Source organism: Myxococcus llanfairpwllgwyngyllgogerychwyrndrobwllllantysiliogogogochensis (assembly GCF_006636215.1).
In the GTDB taxonomy this organism is placed as follows: Bacteria; Myxococcota; Myxococcia; order Myxococcales; family Myxococcaceae; genus Myxococcus; species Myxococcus llanfairpwllgwyngyllgogerychwyrndrobwllllantysiliogogogochensis.
This window is the reverse complement of the sequence record NZ_VIFM01000005.1, coordinates 46,391-70,133: the sequence shown is the minus strand read 5'-3', so window position 1 is coordinate 70,133 and position 23,743 is coordinate 46,391. Positions and strand designations below refer to the sequence as shown.

Annotated in this window: 18 protein-coding genes and 1 pseudogene; 5 read left to right on the top strand and 14 right to left on the bottom strand. The window is 66.2% G+C overall.

The genetic code is table 11. The features are described 5' to 3' along the window. Window positions 1-26: 26 nt before the first annotated feature. The 4 genes from FJV41_RS02215 to FJV41_RS02200 form a co-directional block, all read right to left on the bottom strand. Window positions 27-623, bottom strand: coding sequence for a superoxide dismutase family protein (locus FJV41_RS02215; protein WP_141640710.1), 597 nt, complete (start codon window positions 621-623; stop codon window positions 27-29). Window positions 624-739: 116 nt separating this feature from the next. Then, window positions 740-2,323 (bottom strand): HsdM family class I SAM-dependent methyltransferase, encoded by a 1,584-nt coding sequence (locus FJV41_RS02210; protein WP_141640709.1) that lies wholly within the window; start codon window positions 2,321-2,323, stop codon window positions 740-742. Window positions 2,324-2,508: 185 nt separating this feature from the next. Further along, on the bottom strand, window positions 2,509-2,928 hold the full coding sequence (locus tag FJV41_RS02205; protein ID WP_181790343.1) for a DUF6691 family protein: 420 nt from the start codon (window positions 2,926-2,928) through the stop codon (window positions 2,509-2,511). Beyond that, on the bottom strand, window positions 2,925-3,482 hold the full coding sequence (locus tag FJV41_RS02200) for a YeeE/YedE family protein (protein ID WP_368773765.1): 558 nt from the start codon (window positions 3,480-3,482) through the stop codon (window positions 2,925-2,927). The genes FJV41_RS02205 and FJV41_RS02200 overlap by 4 nt, the downstream gene beginning before the upstream one ends. Before the next feature lie 58 nt (window positions 3,483-3,540). On the opposite strand from FJV41_RS02200, the gene FJV41_RS02195 reads away from it, so the two are divergent. Further along, window positions 3,541-4,128, top strand: coding sequence for an RNA polymerase sigma factor (locus tag FJV41_RS02195; protein ID WP_246136950.1), 588 nt, complete (start codon window positions 3,541-3,543; stop codon window positions 4,126-4,128). A gap of 91 nt (window positions 4,129-4,219) precedes the next feature. On the opposite strand, the gene FJV41_RS02190 is transcribed toward FJV41_RS02195, so the two are convergent. From FJV41_RS02190 to FJV41_RS02160, 7 genes are all read right to left on the bottom strand, one after another. Continuing rightward, window positions 4,220-5,848 (bottom strand): sodium:solute symporter family transporter, encoded by a 1,629-nt coding sequence (locus FJV41_RS02190; RefSeq protein WP_141640706.1) that lies wholly within the window; start codon window positions 5,846-5,848, stop codon window positions 4,220-4,222. 13 nt (window positions 5,849-5,861) lie between these two features. Continuing rightward, a complete protein-coding gene (locus FJV41_RS02185; protein ID WP_141640705.1) occupies window positions 5,862-6,140 on the bottom strand; it encodes a DUF485 domain-containing protein in 279 nt (92 codons plus the stop codon). A gap of 39 nt (window positions 6,141-6,179) precedes the next feature. Next, on the bottom strand, window positions 6,180-8,144 hold the full coding sequence (gene acs, locus FJV41_RS02180; RefSeq protein ID WP_141640704.1) for an acetate--CoA ligase: 1,965 nt from the start codon (window positions 8,142-8,144) through the stop codon (window positions 6,180-6,182). Between the two features lie 30 nt (window positions 8,145-8,174). Continuing rightward, the gene (locus tag FJV41_RS02175) at window positions 8,175-9,284 is read right to left on the bottom strand and encodes a porin family protein (protein WP_141640703.1); all 1,110 of its coding nucleotides are present in this window, start codon (window positions 9,282-9,284) and stop codon (window positions 8,175-8,177) included. Window positions 9,285-9,484: 200 nt separating this feature from the next. Continuing rightward, complete coding sequence (locus FJV41_RS02170) at window positions 9,485-10,852, bottom strand: sigma-54-dependent transcriptional regulator (RefSeq protein WP_141640702.1); 1,368 nt, start codon at window positions 10,850-10,852, stop codon at window positions 9,485-9,487. Further along, window positions 10,849-13,830 (bottom strand): ATP-binding protein, encoded by a 2,982-nt coding sequence (locus FJV41_RS02165; RefSeq protein ID WP_141640701.1) that lies wholly within the window; start codon window positions 13,828-13,830, stop codon window positions 10,849-10,851. Before FJV41_RS02165 ends, FJV41_RS02170 begins: the two co-directional genes overlap by 4 nt. Then, entirely contained in the window at window positions 13,820-14,020 is a 201-nt protein-coding gene (locus FJV41_RS02160) for a hypothetical protein (protein ID WP_141640700.1), read from the bottom strand. The genes FJV41_RS02165 and FJV41_RS02160 overlap by 11 nt, the downstream gene beginning before the upstream one ends. A gap of 137 nt (window positions 14,021-14,157) precedes the next feature. Here FJV41_RS02160 and FJV41_RS02155 point away from each other — a divergent pair, with 137 nt between their 5' ends. After that, window positions 14,158-15,294: a hypothetical protein gene (locus FJV41_RS02155; RefSeq protein WP_141640699.1), complete on the top strand. Its 1,137-nt coding sequence runs from the start codon at window positions 14,158-14,160 to the stop codon at window positions 15,292-15,294. Window positions 15,295-15,711: 417 nt separating this feature from the next. Here the strand turns inward: FJV41_RS02155 and FJV41_RS02150 are convergent, their stop codons facing one another. Then, window positions 15,712-19,200 (bottom strand): SIR2 family protein, encoded by a 3,489-nt coding sequence (locus tag FJV41_RS02150; protein ID WP_181790342.1) that lies wholly within the window; start codon window positions 19,198-19,200, stop codon window positions 15,712-15,714. 970 nt (window positions 19,201-20,170) lie between these two features. Beyond that, window positions 20,171-21,082, bottom strand: coding sequence for a LysR family transcriptional regulator (locus FJV41_RS02145; RefSeq protein WP_246136949.1), 912 nt, complete (start codon window positions 21,080-21,082; stop codon window positions 20,171-20,173). A gap of 115 nt (window positions 21,083-21,197) precedes the next feature. Here FJV41_RS02145 and FJV41_RS02140 point away from each other — a divergent pair, with 115 nt between their 5' ends. Continuing rightward, window positions 21,198-22,010, top strand: coding sequence for an SGNH/GDSL hydrolase family protein (locus FJV41_RS02140; protein ID WP_246136948.1), 813 nt, complete (start codon window positions 21,198-21,200; stop codon window positions 22,008-22,010). Continuing rightward, window positions 22,007-22,846, top strand: coding sequence for an NAD(P)H-binding protein (locus tag FJV41_RS02135; RefSeq protein ID WP_141640696.1), 840 nt, complete (start codon window positions 22,007-22,009; stop codon window positions 22,844-22,846). The genes FJV41_RS02140 and FJV41_RS02135 overlap by 4 nt, the downstream gene beginning before the upstream one ends. A 126-nt stretch (window positions 22,847-22,972) precedes the next feature. On the opposite strand, the gene FJV41_RS02130 is transcribed toward FJV41_RS02135, so the two are convergent. After that, window positions 22,973-23,407: a hypothetical protein gene (locus FJV41_RS02130; protein WP_246136947.1), complete on the bottom strand. Its 435-nt coding sequence runs from the start codon at window positions 23,405-23,407 to the stop codon at window positions 22,973-22,975. A 178-nt stretch (window positions 23,408-23,585) separates the two neighbouring features. Between FJV41_RS02130 and FJV41_RS56870 the strand changes: the two are divergent. Further along, a pseudogene (locus FJV41_RS56870) lies at window positions 23,586-23,716 on the top strand (IS5/IS1182 family transposase); the annotation flags it as partial. Window positions 23,717-23,743: the final 27 nt, after the last annotated feature.

The following is a 23,743-nucleotide window of genomic DNA, read 5'->3' as shown; positions in this document are numbered from 1 at the left end:
GGCGGGGCCTCCTCGCGGACGACGCGTTACGGCTGCTGCTTCTCCACCACGCCGCACGCGATGCGGCCGCCGGCGTCACCCGTCGGGTCCGTCTGGTAGTCGTCTTCCTTGGTGTGGACGACGACCGCGGAGCCGTCCTTGTCGAACAGCGACTTCACGGTGAGCCCGTTCTGGGAGAACGTGTCGAACTGCACCTTGCCGTCCTGGCCCACGTGGAGGTTGGGCAGGTCGCCCACGTGCTTGCCCTTCGGCGACATCATCCCGTGCGCCTTCTTCGTCGGGTTGAAGTGGCCGCCCGCCGTCTTGAAGTCCGGCGCCTCGCACTTGCCCGTCTCGTGGATGTGGAAGGCATGCTGACCCGGAGGCAGGTCATGCAGCGTGCCCTTGATGACCACGCCCTGCTTGGTCTGCTCGAAGGTGACCTCACCCACGTCCTTGCCCTGCGCGTCCTTCACCGGCGCCTTCGCCGTCTCACCCGGCGGAATCACCTTCTTCGCGGGTGCGGGAGCGGGAGCGGGAGTCTCCTGCGCGGGCGCGGCGGGCGGCGGGGCCGCGGGGGCCTGGGCCAGCACGGGAGCAGCGGCGGTGAGAACGGTGGCGGTGAGCAGCGCGCGAATCTTCATGAAGTAGGTCCTTCCTTCAGAGGGGAAATCAGCTCGGCGAAGGTGGACACTAGCGGTTGTTTCCGCACCCCGCTGGGAAACCGTGCGGGCGGGCAGACGCCCCGCCACGCACAGGCTCACTCCTGGCCCGGAGGCGGCACCAGCAACGGCACCGGCACCACGCGCGACGCCCCGAAGGCCGGAGCCCAGACGCGCTGCACGTCGGGTCCATTGAGGAAGCGCACGATGGCCTGGAAGGCGGGCAGGGGACCGCCCAACGTCTCCGCCCACTCCAGCCCCCTGGGCGACAGGTTGGGCACCAGGGGACCCAGCTCCTCCGCGGACGTGGAGGAGCGGGTGACGCGCAGCCCCTCGTCCCTCAGTCGCTTGGGGACGTACAGGGGCGCGAACCGCGCGTGCCGGTGGTCATGGACGCAGCCCTCTTCCTCCAGCAGCGCGGCGGACAGGGGCAGCTCGCGCACGTTGAAGAGGAGCTTCACCGCGCCCACGTGAGGGTCATACGGGCCGCGCAGCCGGTGGTCTCCCCGGGGAATCAGGCGCCGGTCCAGGTAGCAGAACGCGCGAGTCTCCGGCGGCAGCGTGCCCCGGTGCCGGGCCCCTCCGTACCGGTAGAAGGGCCGCAGGTGCTTCGCGTCCACCTCCAACGGCGTGCCCACCTTGAGCGCGCGCAGCTTCGGCAGCAGCTCCTCCGACAACCCATGCACCCGCGCGAACTCCGGCAACTCCTCCAGGGGCGACGCGGCGAAGGCGCGGATGCGCGCCAGCAGGCGCTCCGGGTCCGCGTCCACCAGCAGTTCGTCGAAGCGCGTCTTCACCCCGGGCAGGCTCACCGGCACCAACGTGGTGAGGGCCTCGCCTTCCGCGCTCCACCGTGCATCCAAGGCGCTGGCCTCCGGCGTGGTAGGTGCCAGGCGCCACTCGGGCGCCTCCGGCGTGAAGTGCTGCCATTCGCCACGGCGCTCGAAGCGCGGCGGGTCCACGTGGCCCGGAAGCGAGGACCACACGGTGATGCACGTGCGCACCTGCGTGCCGGCGAAGGCACCAGGGCCCAGGTCCACCACCTCGCGCAGCGTGAGCATGCGCAGCAGCGACTGGCGCAGCGGCGCGTAGAGGAAGGCGTCCAGCAAGCTCGCCGGGGTGATGAAGGCGAGCACGCCGGGCCGCGTGGAGAGCCGGTGCGCGGCCACCAGGAGGAAGAAGGCGAAGTCGTCCCGCAGGCTGGTGCCCGGTGGGAGCGCCAGCGGGAGCAGGGCGCGCAGCTTCGCGTAGGCGGTCGGGTCCTTCAGGACGGGCGAGGTGCCGTTGTAGGGCGGGTTGCCCACCCACAGCTCGCGATGCTCCGGAGGCGTCGTCGCGAGCATGGGCTCCATCCCACCTCGCAGCGTGTCGCCTTCGCGCACGTCGGCTTCCGGGACCCGGGCCTGACAGAGTCTGGCCACGGCGGGGTCCAACTCCAGCCCGCACAGCCGTGCTCCAGGCCAGAGCTTCGAGGCCGCCGACAAGAAGGCTCCTGCCCCACAGGCGGGGTCCACCACCGTGAGGGGTCCAGCTCCCAGGTGCGCCATCGCGAGCGATAGCGTGCGTTCCACCAGGGGCGCGGGCGTGAAGAACGCCCCCACCGCCTTGCGGTCCAGCCCGGGGAACTGGTGGACGAGCTTTTCTTCGTCGACGTCCAGCATCCTGTTCGCGGCGCGTGGCATCGAGGACTCATCCTAGCCAGCACTGACGCGGAGGGTGATCCATCCAAAGCTTTGCAAACGCACTCAAAGCCCACGATGTGATGTCCCAATCAATTCACATGCCCGGAAGTCTGAGATTCGCGGCCCCGCAATGCGTGACGCAAGCCCGCACCGCCCTCGCGGCGGGTTGTGCGCAAGTCGCCAGCCTACCCAGGTTGCCTCGACATTCCGCGAAACACGCCCATTCCCACCAGCATCGCCCCGACGAAGAGCAGCACCGTCGTGCCTCCCACCGGGAGCGACACGAGGGCGGGGCCAGGGCAATAGCCTGACAAACCCCACCCGATGCCAAAGAGCGCCGAGCCCGCGACGAGGCGGCCGTCCACGTCGGCTCGCGGCGGAGCAGGGAAGCGGTCCGCGAGCACGGGCCGCGCCCGTCGGAGGATGAGCCTGCGGAGCAGCGCGTAGGTGCCCAGCGCACCGGCCATGACGAAGGCGAGGCTCGGATTCCAGCTCCCCGCCACATCGAGGAAACCCACCACCTTCGCCGGGTCCGTCATTCCGCCCAGCCCCAGCCCCAGCGCGAAGAGCAGCCCCGCCAGTCCCGCCGTGAGCGCGGCCTTCACGAAACACCTCCCAGTACATGTCGGGAGATGAAGACGGCGATGGCGCCCGTCGCCATGAACGTCAGGGTGGCCACGAGTGAGCGCTTGGAGCCTCGGGCGAGGCCACAGACGCCGTGGCCGCTGGTGCAGCCGCCGCCCAGCTGGGTGCCGAAGCCCACCAGGAGCCCGGCGATGAGCGTCGCGCCCACGCTGGTGAGAACAGGGGGGCCGAGCGACTCCGGGCGGAAGGTCGCCAGCAGCACGCCCCCCACCGCGAGCCCGCCGAGGAAGGACGCGCGCCAGCCCAGGTCGGCCGGCGCGGCGGACAGGAGTCCTCCGGTGATTCCGCTGATGCCCGCGATGCGGCCGTTGAAGAGCAGGAGGAGGGCCGCGCTGAGTCCGATGAGGACGCCCCCCAGGAGGGGAAGGAGGACCGCATTCATGGTGAGTGCACCTGACGAGAAGAGAGAAGTCCGAGGAGCGAGGGTGACACGCCGCGTCCTGTCAGTGAGAGTCGCGTGGGCGGAAAAAGGATTCAGGGCCCGGTGTTGTTCGTGTCGGATGCGGTGGGCCACGCTCGCGGCGCGCGAGGGCCTGGCCGCTCATCACCCCTGGACAAGAGGGAGCAGGCGCGTGGCTGTTTCGAGCAGGGCAACGAAGCGCATCCGGAGCGACGCGACGCTCGTCGCGGCGGCGCGAGAGGGGGACCGTGAGGCGCTGGAGGCGCTGCTCGCCCGGTACGCCTCGCCGGTGTACCGCTTCGGGCTGCGGCTGTGCGGCTCCGAGGAGGAGGCCCGCGACGTGCTTCAAGAGACGCTGATGACCGCCTTTCGCGGCCTCCATGCGTTCCGGGCGCAGGCGCGCCTGTCCACGTGGCTCTTCCAGGTGGCCCGCTCCCACTGCTCGCGGGAGCGGCGGCGGGAGGCGCGGGGCGGGGAGCGACTTCCTTTCGACGCCGAGGCCGTGAGGGCCGTGCCCTCCCTGGAGCGTGCTCCCGACGAGGTGGCCCACGCGCGGAAGATGGGGGCGATGCTCCGGGACGCGCTCGCGGCACTGTCAGCGTCGGACCGTGAGGCGCTGCTCCTCCGGGACGTGGAGGGCCTGTCGGCCGAGGAGGCCGCGCGGCTGACGGGCATCGACGTGCGCGCCCACAAGAGCCGGCTTCACCGCGCGCGCATGCGGCTGCGGGAGCGACTGGCGCGAGGAGACGGGGACTCCTGAAGAGGGGCGGGACCCAGGCTCCTTGGAGGCCCAGGCCCCACCCCCGCCCTCCTCCCCAGGAGCAATGACGGAGGAGGGCTACTCGGTGGCGTTACGCCTTGCTGGGCGTGGGGGGCGGTGTCGCCTTGGAGGTCGCCGCGGCCACCTTCGCCGCGACGGGCACGGGGGGCTGGACCGCGCCCATGTGCATCCGGTGCTTCACCTCCGCGAAGCGCTCGCTGGACTCGCGCTCCGGGAACAACAGCGACACGAGGACTCCCACGACGAAAGCCAACGGCATGGTGATGATGCCTGGGTTCTTCAGCGGAAACAGCGCGCTCGTGTTCTTCAGCAGGTCCACTTGTACGGTGGGCGACAGGAAGATGAGCAGCACCGCGCTGAACGAGCCCGTCAGCATGCTGGACACCGCTCCATACGTGGTGAACTTCTTCCACGCCATGGACAGGAGCAGTGCGGGGAAGTTGGCGCTCGCGGCGATGGCGAACGCCAGGCCCACCATGAAGGCCACGTTCTGTCCCTTGAAGGCCACGCCCAGCACCACGGCCAGCACGCCGAGGAAGAGGCTGGCGAGCCGCGCCACCTTGAGTTGCTCGTGCTCGGGCGCCTCGCCCTTGCGCACCACGCTGGACCACAAGTCATGGGACAGCGCCGCCGCTCCGGACAGCGTCAGGCCGGCCACCACCGCGAGGATGGTGGCGAAGGCCACCGCGGAGATGAAGCCCAGAAAGCCCGTGCCGCCGACGACTTCCGCCAGCATGGGCGCCGCCATGTTGCCGCCCTTGTCCACGCTGGTAATCGCCTGCCGGCCCACCAGCACCGACGCGCCGAAGCCGAGGATGAACGTCACCAGGTAGAAGTAGCCGATGAGGCCCGTGGCGTAGAACACGCTGCTGCGCGCCGCCTTCGCGTTGGGCACCGTGTAGAAGCGCATCAGGATGTGCGGCAGGCCCGCCGTGCCGAACATCAGCGCCAGCCCCAGTGAAATCGTCTCCAGCGGGTTGCTCACCAGCGCGCCCGGCGCCAGCGTCTGCGCGCCGTACTGCGTGGCCGCCTCGTTGAAGAGCGCCAGCGGGTTGAAGCCGAACTTGTACAGCACCGCTCCGGCCAGCGCGGACGCGCCCGCGAGCAGCAGCACGGCCTTCACGATTTGCACCCACGTGGTGGCAATCATTCCGCCGAACAGCACGTAGAGAATCATCACCGCGCCGACGATGACGACGGCGACCTCGTAGGACAGGCCGAAGAGCAGGTGGATGAGGTTGCCGGCGCCCACCATCTGCGCAATCAGATAGAAGCTCACCACGGTGAGCGTGCCCAGCGCGGCGGCCAGTCGCACCGGCGTCTGCTTGAGGCGGTACGCCACCACGTCCGCGAAGGTGTACTTGCCCAGGTTGCGCAGCGGCTCGGCGATGAGGAACGTCACCACCGGCCAGCCCACCAGCCAGCCCACCGAGTAGATGAGCCCGTCGAAGCCGGACATGGCGACGAGGCCGGCGATGCCCAGGAAGCTGGCGGCGCTCATGTAGTCGCCCGCGAGGGCGAAGCCGTTCTGCAGGGCGCTCACCCCGCCGCCGGCCGCGAAGAACTCCGAGGTCGTCTTCGTCTTGCGCGCCGCCCAGTACGTGATTCCCAGGGTGACACCGACGAAGAGGAGGAAGAAGAAGATGGCCGTGCTGTTGGGCTGGCCCAGCTGCGTGCCCGGTGTCGATGTGGGGTTCATTCGAGGCTCGCTCTCAGCGACGCAGTTGGCTCAGGGCGCGGTCGTACTTGCCGTTCGCCCAGATCATGTAGATGCCCGTCAGCGCCCAGGCGGTGACGATGACGACAGCGCCCAGGAGGATTCCCACCGACAGGCCGGGGGCTATCTGGTGGCCCATCAGCGGCTTGTTGAAGGCCACCAGCAGGATGAAGCCGAAGTACGCCACCAACGTGGCCACCGTCAGGACGGCGGCCACCCGCCAGCGCGACGCGGCGAGTGCTTCCAGGGCGTCTTCTTGGGATTTCGAGGACATTTCTTGCCTCCAGTGTGACGTCGGAAGACCGAGGGGGAATCAGGGCTTCGCCCGCACGGGCGCGCCCTTGGTGAGCAGTTCATCCAGCACGGCGGGGTCGGCCAGGGTGCTGGCGTCACCCAGGTTCTCCGTCTCGCCGGACGCAATCTTGCGCAGCATGCGGCGCAGAATCTTGCCGGAGCGCGTCTTGGGCAGGCCATTGACCACGACCACACGGTCCGGCGTGGCGATGGGGCCAATGACGTGGCGCACCTGCTCCTTGAGCGCGCCCACCATCTGCTCCGTGGACGTCTCCAGCCAGTCCGGCTTCACCGTGACGAAGGCGCACACGCCCGTGCCCTTGATGTCATGAGGGAAACCCACCACGGCGGCCTCGGCCACGGCTTCGTGCGCGACGAGCGCGCTCTCCACCTCCGCGGTGCCCAGGCGGTGACCGGAGACGTTGAGGACGTCATCCACGCGGCCCGTAATCCAGTAGTAGCCGTCCTCGTCGCGGCGGCAGCCATCGCCGGTGAAGTACAGGTTGGGGAAGCGCGAGTAGTACGTCTCCACGAAGCGCTGGTGGTGGCCGTACAGCGTGCGCGCCTGTCCGGGCCAGGAGCGCGCCAGACACAGGTTGCCGCTGACGCCGTTGCCCTCGATGACTCGGCCCTCGTCGTCGAGCAGCACCGGCTCCACGCCGAAGAAGGGCAGGGTGGCGGAGCCCGGCTTGCACGGCGTCGCGCCCGGCAGTGGGGAGATGAGGATGCCGCCCGTCTCCGTTTGCCACCACGTGTCGATGATGGGGTTGCGGCCCTCGCCCACCACGTCGTGGTACCAGCGCCAGACCTCCGGGTTGATGGGTTCGCCCACGCTGCCCAACAGGCGCAGCGACTTGCGCGAGGACTTCTTCACCCACGCGTCGCCCTCCCGGATGAGCGCGCGCAGCGCGGTGGGCGCGGTGTAGATGACGGTGGCCTTCACGTCGTCCACCACCTGCCACAGCCGGCCCGCGTCGGGGTACGTCGGCGTGGACTCGAACAGGACGGTGGTGGTGCCGTTGATGAGCGGGCCGTAGAGCAGGTAGCTGTGGCCCGTCACCCAGCCCAGGTCCGCCGTACAGAAGTGCACGTCGTCCGGCCGCGCGTCGAAGACGTAGTGGTGCGTGGTCGCCGCATACACGAGATAGCCGCCGGTGGTGTGCAGCACGCCCTTGGGCTTCCCGGTGGAGCCGGAGGTGTAGAGGATGAAGAGCGGGTCCTCCGCGTCCATCCACTCGGCGGGACAGACGCCGCGGTGGCGCGCCATCTCCACGTCCAGCCAGAAGTCGCGCCCCTCGGACATGGGCACTTCGCGCGACGTGCGCCGCACCACGAGCACGGACGTCACCTGGGTGAGGCCCTCGACGGCCTCGTCCGCGATGGCCTTGGTGGGAACGGCCTTGGGCCCGCGTGGACCCTCGTTCGCGGTGACGAGCACCCTGGCGCCGCAGTCGAGGATGCGCTCGCGCAGCGACTCCGAGGAGAAGCCCGCGAACACCACCGAGTGCACCGCGCCGAGCCGCGCGCACGCGAGCATGGTGTACGCCAGCTCCGGAATCATCGGCAGGTAGATGCAGACGCGGTCGCCCTTGCGGACGCCGTGGGCCTTGAGCACGTTGGCCACGCGGCCGACGTGGTGCTGGAGCTCCCGGAAGGTGATGGTCTGGTATTCGCCCGGCTCGTTCTTCGCCCAGATGATGGCGGCCTTGCCGGGGCGCTCCCGCGCGTGGCGGTCCACGCAGTTGTACGCGGCATTGAGCTTGCCGCCGCTGAACCAGGAGAAGTCCACCTGCTCCGCGTCCACCTCGCGGATGGCCTCCGGAGGATGGAACCAGGTGAGCCGCTGGGCCTGCTCACCCCAGAAGGCGTCGGGCTCATTCAGGCTCTTTTGATAGAGGTCGCGGTAGTCCTCCAGCGTCTTCACGTGGGCGTGACGGGAGAAGTGCTCCTTGGGCGAGACGAACGAATCCTTCGCGGCAGTCATCGGAGGTGACCTCGGGGAGAGCAGGGGGCGTCAGTAGAAGAACTGGAGCTGCGCGGTGCCGGTGATGCCGGTGTCCGCCTCGGAGATGTCGCCCAGGCGGGAGATGGCGACCTCCGTCTTCAGGTTGAAGGTGTGCTTCTGGAACCAGAGGTTGAAGCCGGGCCTCACCACGAATGCGTCCTGCGCCACGACGCGCGAGTTGAAGTACTCGACGGACACCAGCGGCTCCACGTGGCCGATGCGATAGCCGAGCTCGGACAGGAAGCCGGTGCCGCTCTGTGGGCTGTCCATCCCCTGGCGGTAGGTGTACACGCCCGTCTGGAATACGAGCTCCTGGTCATTGCCCATGGGCCAGTCCAGGAACACGTCCGCCGAGAAGGCCACCGAGTCGTGCACGCCGCTGGCCGTCGCGACGGCGGAGGGCTGATAGTCCGCGCCCGCGCCTACGGAGAGGTGGGGCTTCTCGGTGAAGTAGATGCCCTGGAAGAAGAGGTCCTCCTCACGGGTGAGGAAGTTCCACCGCACCATCGCCACGCCTCGGGGGATGTCATCCGGGTTGATGGCGGGCGCGTCCTCCCGGACGGTGCCCTCCGCGCCGTTGAGGATGGCGGCTCGGAAGCCGAGCGGACCCACGAAGCCGCGCAGCTGCACGCCCATGTCGCGCCAGATTTTTCCGACGCCCGGCGTGAAGCGGATGAGGTTGGAGTGGAAGTCGACGGTGTTGAGCGCGATGGCGCCCTGGAGGTTGTGGCGCGACAGCGGGGCAATCAGGAACCCCACGTCCACCCAGAGCTTGTCGACGAACTCGTAGGAGGCGAAGGCATCCTGGACGAAGAAGTCGACGTTGTAGTTGCCGTCCTTGCCGAAGTTGGGCTGGTCCGTCTCCATGAAGAAGGACAGCCGCTTCGTGACGTTGCCGAAGACGAGCAGCCGCACGCGGCGCAGGAAGAAGTCGGTGCCCACGTGCCCGACGGGCGCCCCGTCCTTGATGAACTGGGCCTGGGGCTGCAGCAACAGGTTGATGTTGAGGTTCGCCTCGTCGTTGATGGTGATCTTCCCGGCGACCGCGGAGCCCAGGGGCAGCAGGGCGACCGCGAGCGTCAGCAGCAGCGGCAACGGACGCGTGGGGGGGAGGGGCATGCCCGTCGCCCAGAGCAACACTCCGGCCAATTGCCGCCGCGCGAAGATTCAAGACCTTGCAGGTTGGCTCGCCGCGTCAGGATGTTACGGAAGGTGACGTGGGCGTTACCTCGGTAACGATTCGTGCAATGCGTCGTAACGAAGCGCGCGCGACGGAAGACGTTGGCTGGTGACAACCCGCCTGCCCTGAGGGCGGTGCGTCAGGCGCGAGTGCGCGGGAGGCCGAGTTTCTGGCGCTTTTCCCACAGCGCCTTGCGGCTGATGCCCAACCGCTTCGCCAGCTCCGTCTCGCCCATGTGCTCCTGGTGCTCGAGCACGAAGCGCCGGAAGTACTCCTCCATGGAGCCGCCCGCCTCCTCGGCTTCTGGCTCGACGGGCGCGGGTGCGTCGGTGGTGAGGGGACGCGGCTCGCCGCCGGGCAGCTCCAGCGCGAGCAGGTCGGGGGTGATGACGGGGCCGTCCGCGAGGATGACCGCGCGCTCCAGGGCGTTCTCCAGCTCGCGCACGTTGCCGGGCCAGGGATGGACGGTCAGCGCCAGCAGCGCCTCGGGTGACAGCGTGGCGGGTGCGCGGCCGAGCTTCCGACAGGCCTTCTCCAGCAGGTACTTCGCCAGCACGGGCAGGTCCTCACCGCGCTCGCGCAGGGGCGGAGTGCGGATCTCCACGACGCGCAGGCGGAAGTAGAGGTCCTGGCGGAAGACGCCCTCCTGCACGCGACGAGGCAAGTCCCGGTGCGTGGCGGCGACGATGCGCACGTCCACCTTGCGAGGCCGCGTGGAGCCCACGCGCCGCACCTCACCGTCCTGGAGCATGCGCAGGAGGCGGGCCTGCGCGGCTGCGGGCAGTTCGCCCACTTCGTCCAGGAAGAGGGTGCCGCCGTGTGAGGCTTCCACCAGGCCCGCGTGCGCGGTGAGCGCGCCAGTGAAGGCGCCCTTCTCATGGCCGAACAGCTCGCTCTCCAGCAGGCCCTCTGGAATCGCCGCGCAGTTCACCGACACCAGCGGGCCGTCCGCGCGAGGGCTCTGCGCATGGAGGGCGCGGGCCACCAGCTCCTTGCCCGTGCCGGACTCGCCGAGCACCAGCACGGTGGCGGGGGAGGGCGCGACCTTGCGGATGCGCTCGAACACGTCGCGCATCGCGGGGCTGCTCCCCACCATTCCGCTCACTGGATAGGCCTGCTCCACCTCTCGCTTGAGCGCGGCGTTCTGTCGGGTGAGCTTCCCCTCGCGCAGCACGCGCTCGACCTGGAGCAGCAGCTCGTCGTGGTCGAAGGGCTTGGCGATGTAGTCCACGGCGCCCAGCTTCATCGCGTCCACGGCGGACTTCACCGTGGCGTAGCTCGTCATGATGAGCACGGGGACACCCGGGCACAGGGCGATGACGTCCGTGCCCGGCGCGCCCGGCAGGCGCAGGTCCGACAGCACCAGGTCGAATGAGTCGAGCGCGTAGTCGCTCGCGGCTTCCTGCACCGCGCCCGCCTCCGACACGTCGTGTCCCGCGCGCACGAGCAACCGACGCAGCTCCGTGCGGATGATGGGCTCGTCCTCGATGACCAGGATGCGACTCATGCGGTGGCTCCCGGACCTGGACGCGAGCTCGACTCCACGCCGCGCGCGTCGGGCAGGCTCACCGTCACGGTAGTCCCTCCACCCGTCCGACTGTCCACCTGAATGGTGCCGCCGTGTTCCCGGACGATGCCCGCCACCAACGCGAGCCCAAGGCCCGTGCCCTCGCCTGGCTGCTTCGTGGTGAAGAACGGCTCGAAGACCCGCTGCGAGAGCTCCGAGGGGATGCCGTGCCCCCGGTCCAGCACGCGCAGATGGATGCGTCCGTTCGCGGACTCCGCTTCCAGCTCCACGCTCGCGCCTTCTGGGGACGCGTCCACGGCGTTGGTCAGGAGATTCACGAGCACCTGCTCCAGGCGCTGCGAGTCGCCTTGGACGACGAGTCCTTCGGGGCTGTGATGCGCGAAGCGCACGCCGCGAGACTTCGTCGACGCGCGCGCCAGTCGAGCGAGCTGCACGGCCTCGGTCAGCAAGGGGCCGACCTCCACTCGCGCGAACGGGCGAGCCTCCCCGCCCACCGTGCCCGCATGGCTGAAGCCCACCAGCGCGCGCACAATCGCGTCGATGCGGCGGCACTGTTGGAGGATGAGGAGGGTGCGTTCCTTCACCGCGTCCGCGTCATCCAGCTCGTACTTGAGGTTCTGCGTCAGGCTGGCGATGGCCGTCAGTGGATTGCCAATCTCGTGCGCCACGCCCGCCGCCACGCGCCCCAGTGAGGCCAGTCGGTCCTGGTGCGCCAGTCGAGCATCCACGGCCTTGCGGGCCGTCAGGTCCTCCACGAGCAGCGCCATGCCCTCCGAGGCGCTGCCACCTTCCTCGTCGGGAGTGAGCCGTGAACGGTGGAGGCGCAGCGTGCGCTCACCGTCGTCCACCGTGACGCGCGTCTCGGTGTCCGCTTCGGCGCCGGTCGCGAAGCCTGACAACAGCGGCCCCCAGGGCGCGGGCAGGGCGGCCAGGGGATGACCGCGCGCCGCGTGCTCCTCCACGCCGGACAGTCGCTCCAGCGCCGCGTTCCAGATGACCACTTCTCCATCCGGGCCCACCGCGCACACGCCGAGCGGCAGGTCTTCCAGGATGCGCCGCAGATAGCGCCGCACGGCCTCCACCGCGTGTGCCGGGCCCTGCATGCCCCGGGCATCGCGCAGGCGCTCCTCCACGAAGCGGAGTTGCTCGGCCAGGGCCGCGCGTGTGCCGGGCCCCAGTCGGAGCGCTTCCTCCACCGTCAGGCGCGCCAGCACCGGGCCCAGGAGTCCGGACAGGTTTCGCTCCACGCCGTCGCGCAGGCGGCGAAGTTCGGCGGGGCGGCGCTCGTCGGGGGACATGCCCAGGCCCGCAAGCGCGCGGTCGACCTCGGCTGATGCGGCCTCGGCGCCGAGCAGGGGCGCGAGTCGCTCGCGGAACTCACGGGGCGAGCCTGCCTCCACGCCGCCGGAGACGAGTCCCGGGGCTTCACGCGTACACGCTCGCGCCGCCTCGGCTTCCGATTCGGACTGTCGCGTGGCCAGTGACACGGCGACAAAGGCCAGCGTGTTGAGGGTCAGTGAAGCGAAGGTGGAGAAGCCCCAGGGTTCGTCGCCAGGAAAGCCCAGCAGCACCGCCACGCGGTGGGTCCATGCGACCACGCCCGGAGATGCCCACAGCGGCACCACCAGCGTGAGAAGCCACGCCGTGGCCCCAGCGCCCAGGCCCGTGAGCAGGCCCGCGCGAGTGGCCCGCTTCCAGAAGAGGAGGCCGAGCACGCCCGGGGCGAACTGCGCCACCGCCACGAAGGACACGAGCCCCAGGTCCACGAGACCGAGGCCGCGAGTGTCCAGCAGCCGGTAGAAGCCGTAGCCCGCGAGGATGATGAGCGCGATGAGCAGGCGGCGCGCCCACAGGAGCCAGCCGTACAGGTGGGGTTGTCCGCGCGCGTACCCCAGGGGCAGCACCAGGTGCGTCAGGCACATGGGGGCCAGTGCCAGCGTGGTGACGATGACCATGGCGCTGGACGCGGACACGCCGCCCAGGAAGGCCACCAGAGCGAGTCCCGTGGCGCCGCGCGAGGCGGGCACCGCGAGCAGATGGAAGTCCGCGGGCCAGGGCAGGGCGAGTGCTTCACCGCTCCAAAGCACCACGGGCACCGCCAGGTTCATCACCAGCAAGACGAGTGGAAAGGCCCACGTCGCGGTGGACAGTGCGTCGCGCTCGGGGGCCTCGGTGAAGGCGACGTGATAGCTGCGCGGAGTGAGGAAGGCGGCCGCGCAGGAGAGCACCAGCAGCGGAGCCCAGGACGCTTCACGCGCGGGACGGCGCAGTTGCTCCACCGCCTCCGGGTTCGCCTCCAACCACTTCCACAGTCCGTCCACACCGCCGAACACCGAAGACACGGCCCACGCACCCACGGCCACGAGGGCCACCACCTTCACGGCGGACTCGAAGGCGATGGCCAGCATCAGTCCCTCGTGGCGCTCGCGTGGTGTGAGGTGGCGCGCGCCGAAGAGGACGGAGAAGACGATGAGCACCGCGCAGAAGCCCATGCCGACGAGCGTGGGAGAGGCGGACGGGCTCAGCACCTTCGCGGACTCGACGACAGCGCGCACCTGGAGCGCGAGGTAGGGGAGGCTGCCGGCCAGCATGAAGAGTGTCACCGCGGTGCCGGTGCTCTGGCCCGGGTAGCGGAAGGCGAGCAGGTCCGCCAGCGAGGTGAGCTGGAGTTCACGGGTGAGGCGCAGGAGCGGGCGCCACAGCACGGGCACGAGGAGACACGCCAGGGTGACGCCCAGGTAGATGCCCAGGTAGCGGAAGCCGTGTCGGGCCGCGTAGCCCACGCTGCCGAAGTAGGACCAGGACGTCGCGTAGACGCCGAGCGCGAGCGCGTAGACGAGCGGGTGCTGGGTGATGCGCGAGGAGATGAGGCCGCGCTCGGCCGCGTAGGCAACGAGGAACAGCACCAGCAGATAGGCGACGGAGGCGGCGACGAGCGAGCCGAGCTCAAGCGTCATGGCCACCGCTCCGGTACGCGGCCCAGGCTCCCAGGGCGATGACGCCCAGCCACACGACGAAGGGCATGTACCCGGGGGCGTCCTCCGCCAACCACAGACGCCGCAGCGGCGAGCCGAAGAGGAGCACCGCGATGGTGAAGACGAGCAGCGACGGCATCGCGGGCGCGTCCTGCTCAGGGGGGCGCTTCATGGTGGTGAGGATAGCAGCGCGTCGACGTCTGGGTGACAGTGGGGTGACGTGCTTTCCACCCGAGGCCCGCGTGCCTGAGTGGGGGGCGAGCCATTCGAGTCGGTGAGGCGCCGAGCACGAGCGGGAGGGAGCAGTGCATGGCTGAGGCAAGGGGGACGCCCGAATGGCAGTTTCGGCTGCGTGCGACCGCTCAGAGGAAGCAGTTCAACGCCGGCGTTCTGCTCATCTGGTGTGCCGTGGGAGTCGCGGGCGCGAAGGTGGGTTTGGACGTGCTCGTCGCGGTGCTTCAGGCGCTCCGGCCCCCGGTGCATATGAATGCCCGGAGTTCGCTGACGGGTGTCCCGGCCTTGGGGCTGGTGCTCGGAGGATTGCTGGTGTCCGCCGCGCTGACGGGGTGGCTCTGGGTGGGCTTCCGCTTCGCGAGATTCCTGGTGCGCCCGGTCATCGGCGAGGACCAGGTCGCGATGGACTCGAAAGGCGTGACGTGGCGGCAGTGGAGGGGCCCGTGGAGTGCGGTGCACCGCCTGCCGTACTCCGACGTGGCGGCATTCCCCAAACCCGTGGGGAGTGTGACTGCGCTGCTGCACACCGGGAAGGTCGTGGAGCTGGCGAATGTGGGGGAGTTGGAGCACGAGGCGCTGTGGGCGCGACTGTGTGGACTCTCCGAGCTGGGCGTCACTCCCAAGGTCCTGACGGACTGTGTCCCCGCAGGCCGTGAAGTGATTGCTCTGCCCGGAGGAGGAGTGGTGCTTCGCCGCGAGTGGGACGGTGGGATTGAACGCGCCTGGGCCTTGGGCGGCGTGATGCTGCTTCTGCTGGCGTCGGCTGCCGTCGTGATGTGGCGACAGGGCATCGACGGAAGCAGCGTGGAGGGGCCGTTGTTCGCGGTGGCTTTGGTGGGGCTCGCGGGCTGGGTGGGATTGAAGGCCGTGCCCTCGTTCCAGGCGCGGCGGGAGTGGGTGATCCGGCCGGGTGTCCTCGAGAAGGTGCGGTATCGCATTGGATGGCCCGTGCGTGTGAGCCACCGGGTGAAGTCACTGGAGGTGCGGCAGGACGAGACCGGGGAGCTTGGCACCCCGGAGTGGGTGTACTTCTCCTTGTTCCTGAACACGTCCAAGGGCGCCGTACGATTGGAGAGAGGCAGCACCAGTGCCCAGTACATCCACCACCTGGGGCAGTGGCTTGCGCATCGCCTCAAGGTCCCGCTGAATCTGCACGCCATTCAGGGGGATCTGCCGAAGGTCAAACTTTCGCGTCGGCGCCGTACGGGGTGAAGTGCGGTGAGTGCTTTTCCCCGTGCGGCGATGATTAGCCAGGTGGCGAGGCTGTCAATCACCTGGGCCAAGTGTACCAGCGCGCCCGAGCCCGTTACCCCGAACGCAGGAGCTGCGTCACGCGCAACTGAACGCCAGCAGGCCCAGTCCGCATCGGACCCCTCTCCGCACCTCAACTCGGCAGTGCTGGAAATGGAGCACATTGGCTGAATCCTCTCACGCGACAACTACCTTGGCTCTCACCGTTCTCCTTGGGGCGAAGTGGCCCAGTGCTTCGAGCAAATTGAATGGCACGCGACCAGTCGTGAGCCAAATTACCGCCATTGCGGCTTCTCTGTTCATGGGGGGCACTACTGGTAGCTCAACGCCCATGGTTTTGCTCGTGCTTCGTTTGACCTGGGCAACTTCAGTTCGTAGTCACGCATCGCGCTGACGTGCCAAGGAACTCAATCGCAAGTACAGTGAGCTAGACTCAACCGCCGAATTTGCGATGGAAATCTTCTTAAGCACAGAAGCCAGATCACGAGCGACTCCAGTGGGTCTCGGCGCAACGACAGCGTCCAGCAACCGCAAAAAACCTTCGGGACTACGCCTAATGACTGCCTCCATATCTAATCCGCCAAAAAACATAGATTCAATCGAATACATCTCAAACGGCACCAGCAAGTCCACCACGTCGCCAAGCGCTTCAGGAAACGCTTCCTTACACTCCAATAACATTCTCACGAGGTACTGAGAGGTGCGTGAGTCTCGACAGACAGCATCTATGGGCCAGACCTCGCGGAAGAGCGGACCGATGGTCGTTCTCCATGCGTCGGATGGATCTTCCTTCTCACGTGTTCGCGCATTCTTCATCCAATTAAAAAACATAAAAGCAGCCGCATGGCGTAGTTCGGGGCATCCCGCTGCGAGCGCACGGCGCACGTCGGATGGCGCAATATCAAAATCGGCTCCACCTTCCTGCCGTTTCCACACAGCAGGCAAGAGCAGATGCTCAGCCAGTTGCTGCGCCCTGTTAAAGGACATTGCCCCATTCAGCATAGCAAAAAAGTAGGGTTTCATCTCATTGAAAAGAGCAGGCGCATTGGGGACGGGACCACGCAAGCGCCCCTCCCACAAAGGCAAGGACTCAGGGTGTTCTGGCCTGAATCTCGACAGCATTTGCTTTTCAATCCATGTCGCATCAACCGCATAGAGATAAGCAAGATTTCTCGCAAGGTAGACACGCGCAAGCAGGCCGGACCGCCCCTCCGCGCGGGCAATGCGATCGAAGCGCGGAAGCAACATGTGTCCAAGTCCCGCACCTATGCTTGGATTTGTCTCGTCAAGAATGTTGCATAAAATCCACGACAATATTCCCCCAGGTTCATTCAGGGATGCTCCCTCCAGGTCATCGCCATCTAGGCCGGTGCGCTTCGAGTCATCGGGCTGATCATAAGTTCGTTCAGCAAGCCGATCCCATAGATTGAGGAGATGGACAGAAGGCACTGTCTCGGCAATAAGCTTGGAGCAACACTGCAGCATCCAGCTCATTACGCTTCGACCGATACTGTCCATGAATGAATCAGGAGCACGAAGCAGCGTTTGAGCCAGTACAACCTGAAATTCGTGACTCTCTACGTTGTAGGCCGCCCCCAAAAGCCCATCCAGCACAGGCAGTTCCCAGCGGTCAGCATCCGCCTCAAATGCTACGGCTCTCAAGCCACGCTCAGGGTCTGCAGAGCAAAGCAACTTCCATACATCCCGCTGTTCCGATGCAGGTTCCTGCTGAAGGCGAAGTGCCTCTCTGACGAGTTCATTGTCGGGAACACTCTTCAGGACTCCAACTTCTCCCTGTGGACCACTCTTAAAGACATATGGGTGCGAAGAGTTGGATAGTTCGTCAAAGCTATGCGTCCACTCTGGGTTCTTCTCTCCGTGTGCTTTCAGGAGGTCAAGGCTTGCGACATCCAGAGTGCCGCCTGCGGATTTAATTCGACTAAGGAGCACAAATACCAAACGATCAGGCACGGTCTCCAAATATCCGCCGCCCCCGAAATCACCCGCAGAAAACAGATCACGCGGGACCCCTTTTCTTATTCTGTCCGCAATTGCGGTTCGATGTGTCTCGTCAAGAGAATTCCATCGGCTGGCCAGCAGAAGTGCAATCTCATGGCGCGCATCAGACACCCAGAATATTCTATCATCAAGCTCAAGCAGGGTGTCCCTAATCTCAGTGGACTCGAAAGCGTCAGCTCGCAGCAAGGCATTTAAATACAGTCTGCGCGATATCAGGAATGACGAATTTCGCCATGCCAATGCGGATAGCCGGGCTTCACTTGTCGACTTGTCAGCAAGCCGTGTCCAGAGCGCTGTAATTAGGTGTACGATAGGAGAAAAGCCACTTCCGAACATATTCGAGCGAGGGTCAGGGAGAAACGGAACATCCAAGCTCGCCTGCTCATCGCGGGCAGGTCCCTCTGTCTCGCGTGACTCCTCTAACGCATCTTCCAATTCTCGATTGAGCACTTTCAGCAGTCGAGATTCCGTCTCTGTTTGTTCGGGCCATGCAGCAAGAATTTCATGAAAATCGAGACCATCTGCAATCGGCTTAAACTGAGTTCGCACCAAGTCACTAAACTTCAGCGCTGCATTTTCTACGGGCTTCTCCGAAGCACTCCTGTCGTACGACCGTCGCACATGTAACCGCGGCTTGAAGGAAGCAGCTACGGCCGTAAGGACTCCGTGATCGATGTCGCCCGAAATAACACGCGTACGTACTTGGTACCATGGGGGCGTAATGTCAACATGGCGCACTGAGATGGCTCGTTGAATCACATTCCATGCTTTGCGTAGTTCGCCTGAAAGCTTAGTCGCGCCCACCTCGACTGCTCTTTCGATGCAGCGTAAGCTATGCATATCAGTGGGAGGGGCGGCAGCGCATTCCCGGATCATCTCAACGTCGTCAATGCGTTGAGCAATCCATGGACCTGGCGAGGTACGCTTCCCGTCGAAAGTCCCGGTCTTGCGTAGTACAGGCAGCCATGCCGCTGCTGGCATGAGTTCTTGAAGAATATGCTCGGCATCACCATGTGAAAGCAGGGAAGAGATCTCGACATGGTCAGCGGGGCTCGCATTTTCTGGCTTCTCGGTCATGAGCAGGCGCAGGCGCTCGCGACGCCAAGCAGTTGGGTCTTGGGCGTAATCGCTCCATGCATTCAACGTCCGATATAGTTGCGCGTGCCCATCGCCGTCCTTGACGTGATAAAGAATAGGCTCGATGCCCTTGGCGCGCCAAAGCGCATCGTGAGCACTTTCCTGTCCCACCTTTACGTCCGCAAAGGCAAAGACCCGCTTGAGATCTGGGTAGCGCTCTCTATCCGCCTCGAGAGTCTCAAGCAAGTAACGCATAGGCGGGTCATCCGCAGAATAGCCCACTAATACGAGAATATGTGTTCGGGCGAGGTCGTAAACATAGCGCGATGCCCAGCCGCTCCTGAGATAGGCATCACCAAACTCGGCACTCGTTAGCACTAACTCGGTCTCGCCAACCCCAATGCTCGTATCGGCGAGACGGCCATGTAGATGCAAAACACCTCCAAACGTGGCTGTCCGAGGTCGCGGCATCTCCTGGCAAGCATAGCTTCGAAGGTCCGGCAAGTTGACTGAATGCCACGCTCGCTCAAACAGTGTGTCAAAGTTGGTCGTCAGAATTCGAATCCGACTCTCCGAATCTCGAGATAATCGTAGTAGTGCGACATGGTTTTCAAGCGCCACGTCAGCCGCCGGCGAAAGGACCTTGCGAATGGCTCTTTTAATCCGCTCACGCATCCCCTGGGATCGCGGCACATCTCCCGCAGCCAAGCGCCGCTCCAATGCACGCAGCATCCGATCATACTGATTCGCCAGCAGGCCATTTTCTTTCATGACCTCGAATTCGGCCGGATAGCCCTCCCACTCCTCTCCGAGTTCTCGATAGACGCTCTCTACAAGCCCTCGAAATAATGGGAGACCAGCACCCCTTGATACGCCTGCCCCACAGACAAACAGTACCTCTCCTTGTTCTTGCGACTTAAGAAGGTCGGCCGGAACATGAGGGCCATCGGATATGAACCGCATTGTCGTTACTCTCCGAAAATAATTGAACGTGGATTTTAAACAACGACGCGCTCGGGAGCGAATATCCAGGGAGTGGTTATGCGCACCATCAAGAAACGCCCCTAACATCTTGCCCCGTTGCCCCTGTGTCGTCTACTGTACCCTCGACAGGTCAGGCATAGCACGCCAACAATGCCCTGTTGGGGCAAGCCGCCGCAGGTCGCCCCAGCGCGGAGTTAGCTCCTCGTCGATGAAACTCTCTCTCTCTTCAGTAGACACCCTCCAACATGAGAAGCCGAGGTCCATGAGGGACTCAGGCGTCTCATCCACGATGGAGGGAGCATTGGTGTGCAGCTGTGCCTACCCACGCCTAGTCACTGCGTCATGGGCGCGTCACGACCATAGTGAGCAGTGCCTCATGGCAAGCGAACAAGGCCCCTGTATAGTTGTCATCACAACGATAGCGGCCGTCATACCCAGGAGGCAGGGGGCCATTCCGGCAGACTCTGACTGGCGAGCCATGGTGGGCGTGCCCAAGCACGGCTTGCCTCGCTTTGGGCTGCGCCAGTTGGCCCGTCCGTCTCGGTCCCTCTCCGCACCTCACCCCGACCGTGGAGGAGCTGAATCTCATGGGTGAACCCTTTCGCGTGACATCTACCTTGACGCTCACCGAAACCGTCGCGTGGGTGAAGCCACCTGAGCCGCTCCGCGCCCTCGACCATCTCGTCCGCGCGAGCTGCTGGGGGCGCGAAGAGCTGCACGCAGCGACGAGGAGACGGTTTTCACGAGCAACTCCCGGTCAGTTCTCCCGAGCGCTGCGGACCAGATGAATGGTGGGAAGCTCCGCAAGCAGATGGTCGATGCAGGTACGTACCGCCGCCGTCAGCGACCGATGGGCGCGGTAGAGCAGATAGACACCGGCGGCCTCCCCTTCCCAGCCTTCCAGGACTCGAGCCATGTGCCTCTTGTTCACATCCTGGGCGCACAGCGACTCGGGGAGCATCGCGATGCCGACACCCGCGAGCACCGCGCGATAGGCAGCGGAGAACTCGCTCACGTAGAGGCGCGGCGCGAAGGTGAAACGTCGCTTCGTGCGACCTTGGGCGAGCGTCCACGTTGCGTGGCCGTCCGTGGCGCGCGTCGTGATGCAGTCGTGAGAGGCGAGCTCCTCGACTCCGCGAGGCGTGCCGTGCGCCTTCAGGTAATGCGGGCTCGCGAACAGCAACTTTCTGGTCATCGGGCGGACCTCGCGCGCAACGAAGTCGTCGGTGTCCTTCAATATCTCCGTCACGATCGCGATGTCGAAGCCGCTGTCTGAGTCGGGGCGACGTCCGTCGATCTCCAGGTCGATCGACACCCCCGGGTGCCTGGCGAGGTACAGGTAGACCACGTTGGCGACGGCGGGTCCGAAGGCGCTCGACGTGGCGATGCGAACGCGGCCGCGAGGTTCATCCTGGAGCTCGCGAACCTGCCCGGTGCCTTGCGCGAGGTCGTCCATCGCGCGTTCGGCGTGGTCGAAGTACTTACGCCCCGCGTCCGTCAGGCGAAGCGTCCTCGTCGTGCGCTCGAGGAGCCGCAGGCCGAGCGCCGACTCGAGCCGGGCGATGCGGCGGCTCACCGTCGAGACGGGAACCCCGCGCTCACGAGCAGCGGCAGAGAAGCTCCGCCGTTGCACCACGCGCACGAGCAGCGCGACGTCATTGAGGTCCACGTCTATTTTTGCACGCATGATAAGAGTCCGTTTCCAAGTGGCATACTAGTGCGTGCTCGTCCCGTCCGGTATCTCGTTGTGCATGACATGGTCGACCGAACAGACGCGCTGGCTCATGAAGGTGCTTCAGCCAGAACAAACCGTGGCATCGCTTCCCGGGGCCGCGGCGCTCACCGAGCCGATGCGTGCGGCCCTGCTCGGCCTCGCTCCGGACGCTTACTCGGCCGAGCTCGGGCGCCTGCGGGCAGGCGCGAAGGAGGCCGCGCGCGAGCTGCTCGCGGATCCTGCGGTGGGCGCGATGGTGGACCGCCTTCCCTTGCGGCCCGGGGCGAGGGTTCTCGCGTTCGGCGATAGCCACACCTCTGATCCGCAGTCGTGGGCGGTGATCCTGAACGAGATGTTGGCCGCGCGCCGTCCCGCGGATGGAATCTCGGTCGACGTCAGCGCCGTCGCCGGTGAGACAACAACGCACGGCCTGATTCGAATCGGCGGGGTCATCGCGAGGAATCCAGACTGGCTCTTGTTCTTCATCGGCGTGAACGACGCTCGAACACAAGGCCCGACGCCGAGCAAGACGCTCGTCGATTTCGAAGAGACGGCGCGCAACCTCGCGGAGCTCCGCAAGCGCGTCTCCCGGGAGACGAAGGCGCGGTGTCTGTGGGTAACTCCTGCCCCGGTGCTCGAAGAGCGCGTGTCGAAGCATTGGGGGTTGTCCCGCTTCGGGGTTCGCTTCCGCAACGAGGACATCGCCCGCGTCGCCGAGGTCATTGCCGCCTTCGACGAGCCGGCGATCGAACTGTTCGCGAGGCTCGGCCTGCCACCCCCGCAGGAGCTGCTCATGGAGGACGGGCTTCACTTCACGCAGGAGGGGCAAAAGAGAATCGCGCTCGAAGTCGTGCGCGGCTGGGCCGACGCGAGGGCGCGATGAAGTATCTGGTCACCGGCGCGACCGGTAACATCGGCTCGGGGGTAACCCGGTGCCTCCTGGCACGGGGCGAGCGCCCGTGCGTGTTCGTGCGCGACGCGAAAAAGGCGCGAGCGCTTTTCGGGGATCGAGTCGAAGTCCGGGTCGGCGATCTGTCCGGTTCGCGCGCTTCTCTCTCCGCCGCCCTCGCAGGGATCGATGCAGTGTTTCTCCTGAGCAGCGGTCCCAAGCTCGGTGTCTGGGATCGCGCGTTCGCGCTCGCCGCCAGGGCTGCCGGGGTAAAGCACCTGGTCAAGCTCTCGACGCTGGACGTGAGCACGGGCGTGGGGACCGGCCCATGGCATGCGCGCGGCGAGACCGCCGTTCGAGAGAGCGGCCTCTCGTTCACGTTCATCCGGTCGGCGGCGTTCATGTCGAACGTGCTCGGCTGGGCCGATTCGATTGCCTCCGAGGGCGTGCTCCGGTCCTCCACGGGCGAGGGGAAGATAGCCTTCATCCATCCGGACGACATCGCCGAGGTCGTCACCAGGGCCCTGACGACGCGCGAGTACGTCGGGGAGTCTTTGGTGATTACGGGGCCGGAGGCGCTGAGCTACGGCGAGATGGCCACCCGGATCGGCGCCACCCTCGGAAAGACGGTTCGCTTCGAGCCGATATCCGATGAGGAGGCCCAGGCGGACGTTGGCAGAGGCCCGTACGCCGCGGCGCTCGTCGATATCTGGCGCGCGGTCCGCGAAGGGCGGATGGCGCTCGTCAACGAAGGAGTGGAGCGCGTCCTCGGACGAAGGCCGCTCTCCTTCGACCGCTGGGTCGCGCAGCACGCCGAAGCGTTTCGCTGATCGCTCAGCTTCGGTAGGAACCCTGTGCCTCCCCAAAATTCGAGGGCTGCATCATGCGCGCGTCAAAGCCGCGTCACGACGTGCCAGGCGCGGTGGGCTCGCGCACGCGCCCTTGGCGGAGAGGGTTCAGACATCTTGGTAGACATAGGACACACGCGGGTCGTGCGGTCGTGCATGGCCCGCGAGGTACACGTCTGTGCCGGCCATGCCTGTCTCTTCAACGGAGTTGAGCACGAAGCCGGGACCTGCTGGGAGGCCATCGTCGAACCAGCGCAGCAGCAGCTCGTGGGCGAAGAAGGCAAGTATCCGAGGAGCCGCAACCGGGTCAACGAGTGCACGTGCTGGCTCGGGCCATTCGAGGGCACGCAGGGCCTGGTCCAGCGGGTCATCCGGCGCGGGAAACCGCTGGTAGTCGCTCACCAATCCAGGCCAATCGCGTTCGAGCAGCGCCACTGCATATTGCCCAGGCAAGATGACTTCGTAGCGCACCTCGGTGATTCCTGGAGTGCGCCAGGGTTGGTTGAAGTTCATCGTCCGCACTCGCAAGGCATCCACCGACACGGGGCGGCCACCTGCGAGGCAACTGGCTCTATGGGGCGGTATCGGAAAGCGGCGACGCCACTCGTTTTGATAAACCATGTCTCGCTTCCCAAGCACCTCTGGGTGGACAGAGGCCCTGTCTACGACGAGGTAAAGGAGCGCGCACCAAGACGAGCCACGCTCGACAGAAGGCGCGACGGTGGAGCGCGGGCACTCCTGGCTGAATCGCTTCCGACGACTGCTGGTGCGATGGGAGAAGACACCTCTCTGGGACTGCCGCGCCTCGCGGTGGCCATCATCATCTGGTTCCACGCGCTCCTGCCGAGATAAGCTCCGGGATGTTGGCCCCTCAATTGC

Coding starts and splice junctions, on each gene's coding strand:
- FJV41_RS02215 (WP_141640710.1), bottom strand. CDS start 623: ATGAAGATTCGCGCGCTGCTCACCGCCACCGTTCTCACCGCCGCTGCT.
- FJV41_RS02210 (WP_141640709.1), bottom strand. CDS start 2,323: ATGCCACGCGCCGCGAACAGGATGCTGGACGTCGACGAAGAAAAGCTC.
- FJV41_RS02190 (WP_141640706.1), bottom strand. CDS start 5,848: ATGAACCCCACATCGACACCGGGCACGCAGCTGGGCCAGCCCAACAGC.
- FJV41_RS02185 (WP_141640705.1), bottom strand. CDS start 6,140: ATGTCCTCGAAATCCCAAGAAGACGCCCTGGAAGCACTCGCCGCGTCG.
- acs (WP_141640704.1), bottom strand. CDS start 8,144: ATGACTGCCGCGAAGGATTCGTTCGTCTCGCCCAAGGAGCACTTCTCC.
- FJV41_RS02175 (WP_141640703.1), bottom strand. CDS start 9,284: ATGCCCCTCCCCCCCACGCGTCCGTTGCCGCTGCTGCTGACGCTCGCG.
- FJV41_RS02170 (WP_141640702.1), bottom strand. CDS start 10,852: ATGAGTCGCATCCTGGTCATCGAGGACGAGCCCATCATCCGCACGGAG.
- FJV41_RS02165 (WP_141640701.1), bottom strand. CDS start 13,830: ATGACGCTTGAGCTCGGCTCGCTCGTCGCCGCCTCCGTCGCCTATCTG.
- FJV41_RS02160 (WP_141640700.1), bottom strand. CDS start 14,020: ATGAAGCGCCCCCCTGAGCAGGACGCGCCCGCGATGCCGTCGCTGCTC.
- FJV41_RS02155 (WP_141640699.1), top strand. CDS start 14,158: ATGGCTGAGGCAAGGGGGACGCCCGAATGGCAGTTTCGGCTGCGTGCG.
- FJV41_RS02150 (WP_181790342.1), bottom strand. CDS start 19,200: ATGAAAGAAAATGGCCTGCTGGCGAATCAGTATGATCGGATGCTGCGT.
- FJV41_RS02140 (WP_246136948.1), top strand. CDS start 21,198: ATGAAGGTGCTTCAGCCAGAACAAACCGTGGCATCGCTTCCCGGGGCC.
- FJV41_RS02135 (WP_141640696.1), top strand. CDS start 22,007: ATGAAGTATCTGGTCACCGGCGCGACCGGTAACATCGGCTCGGGGGTA.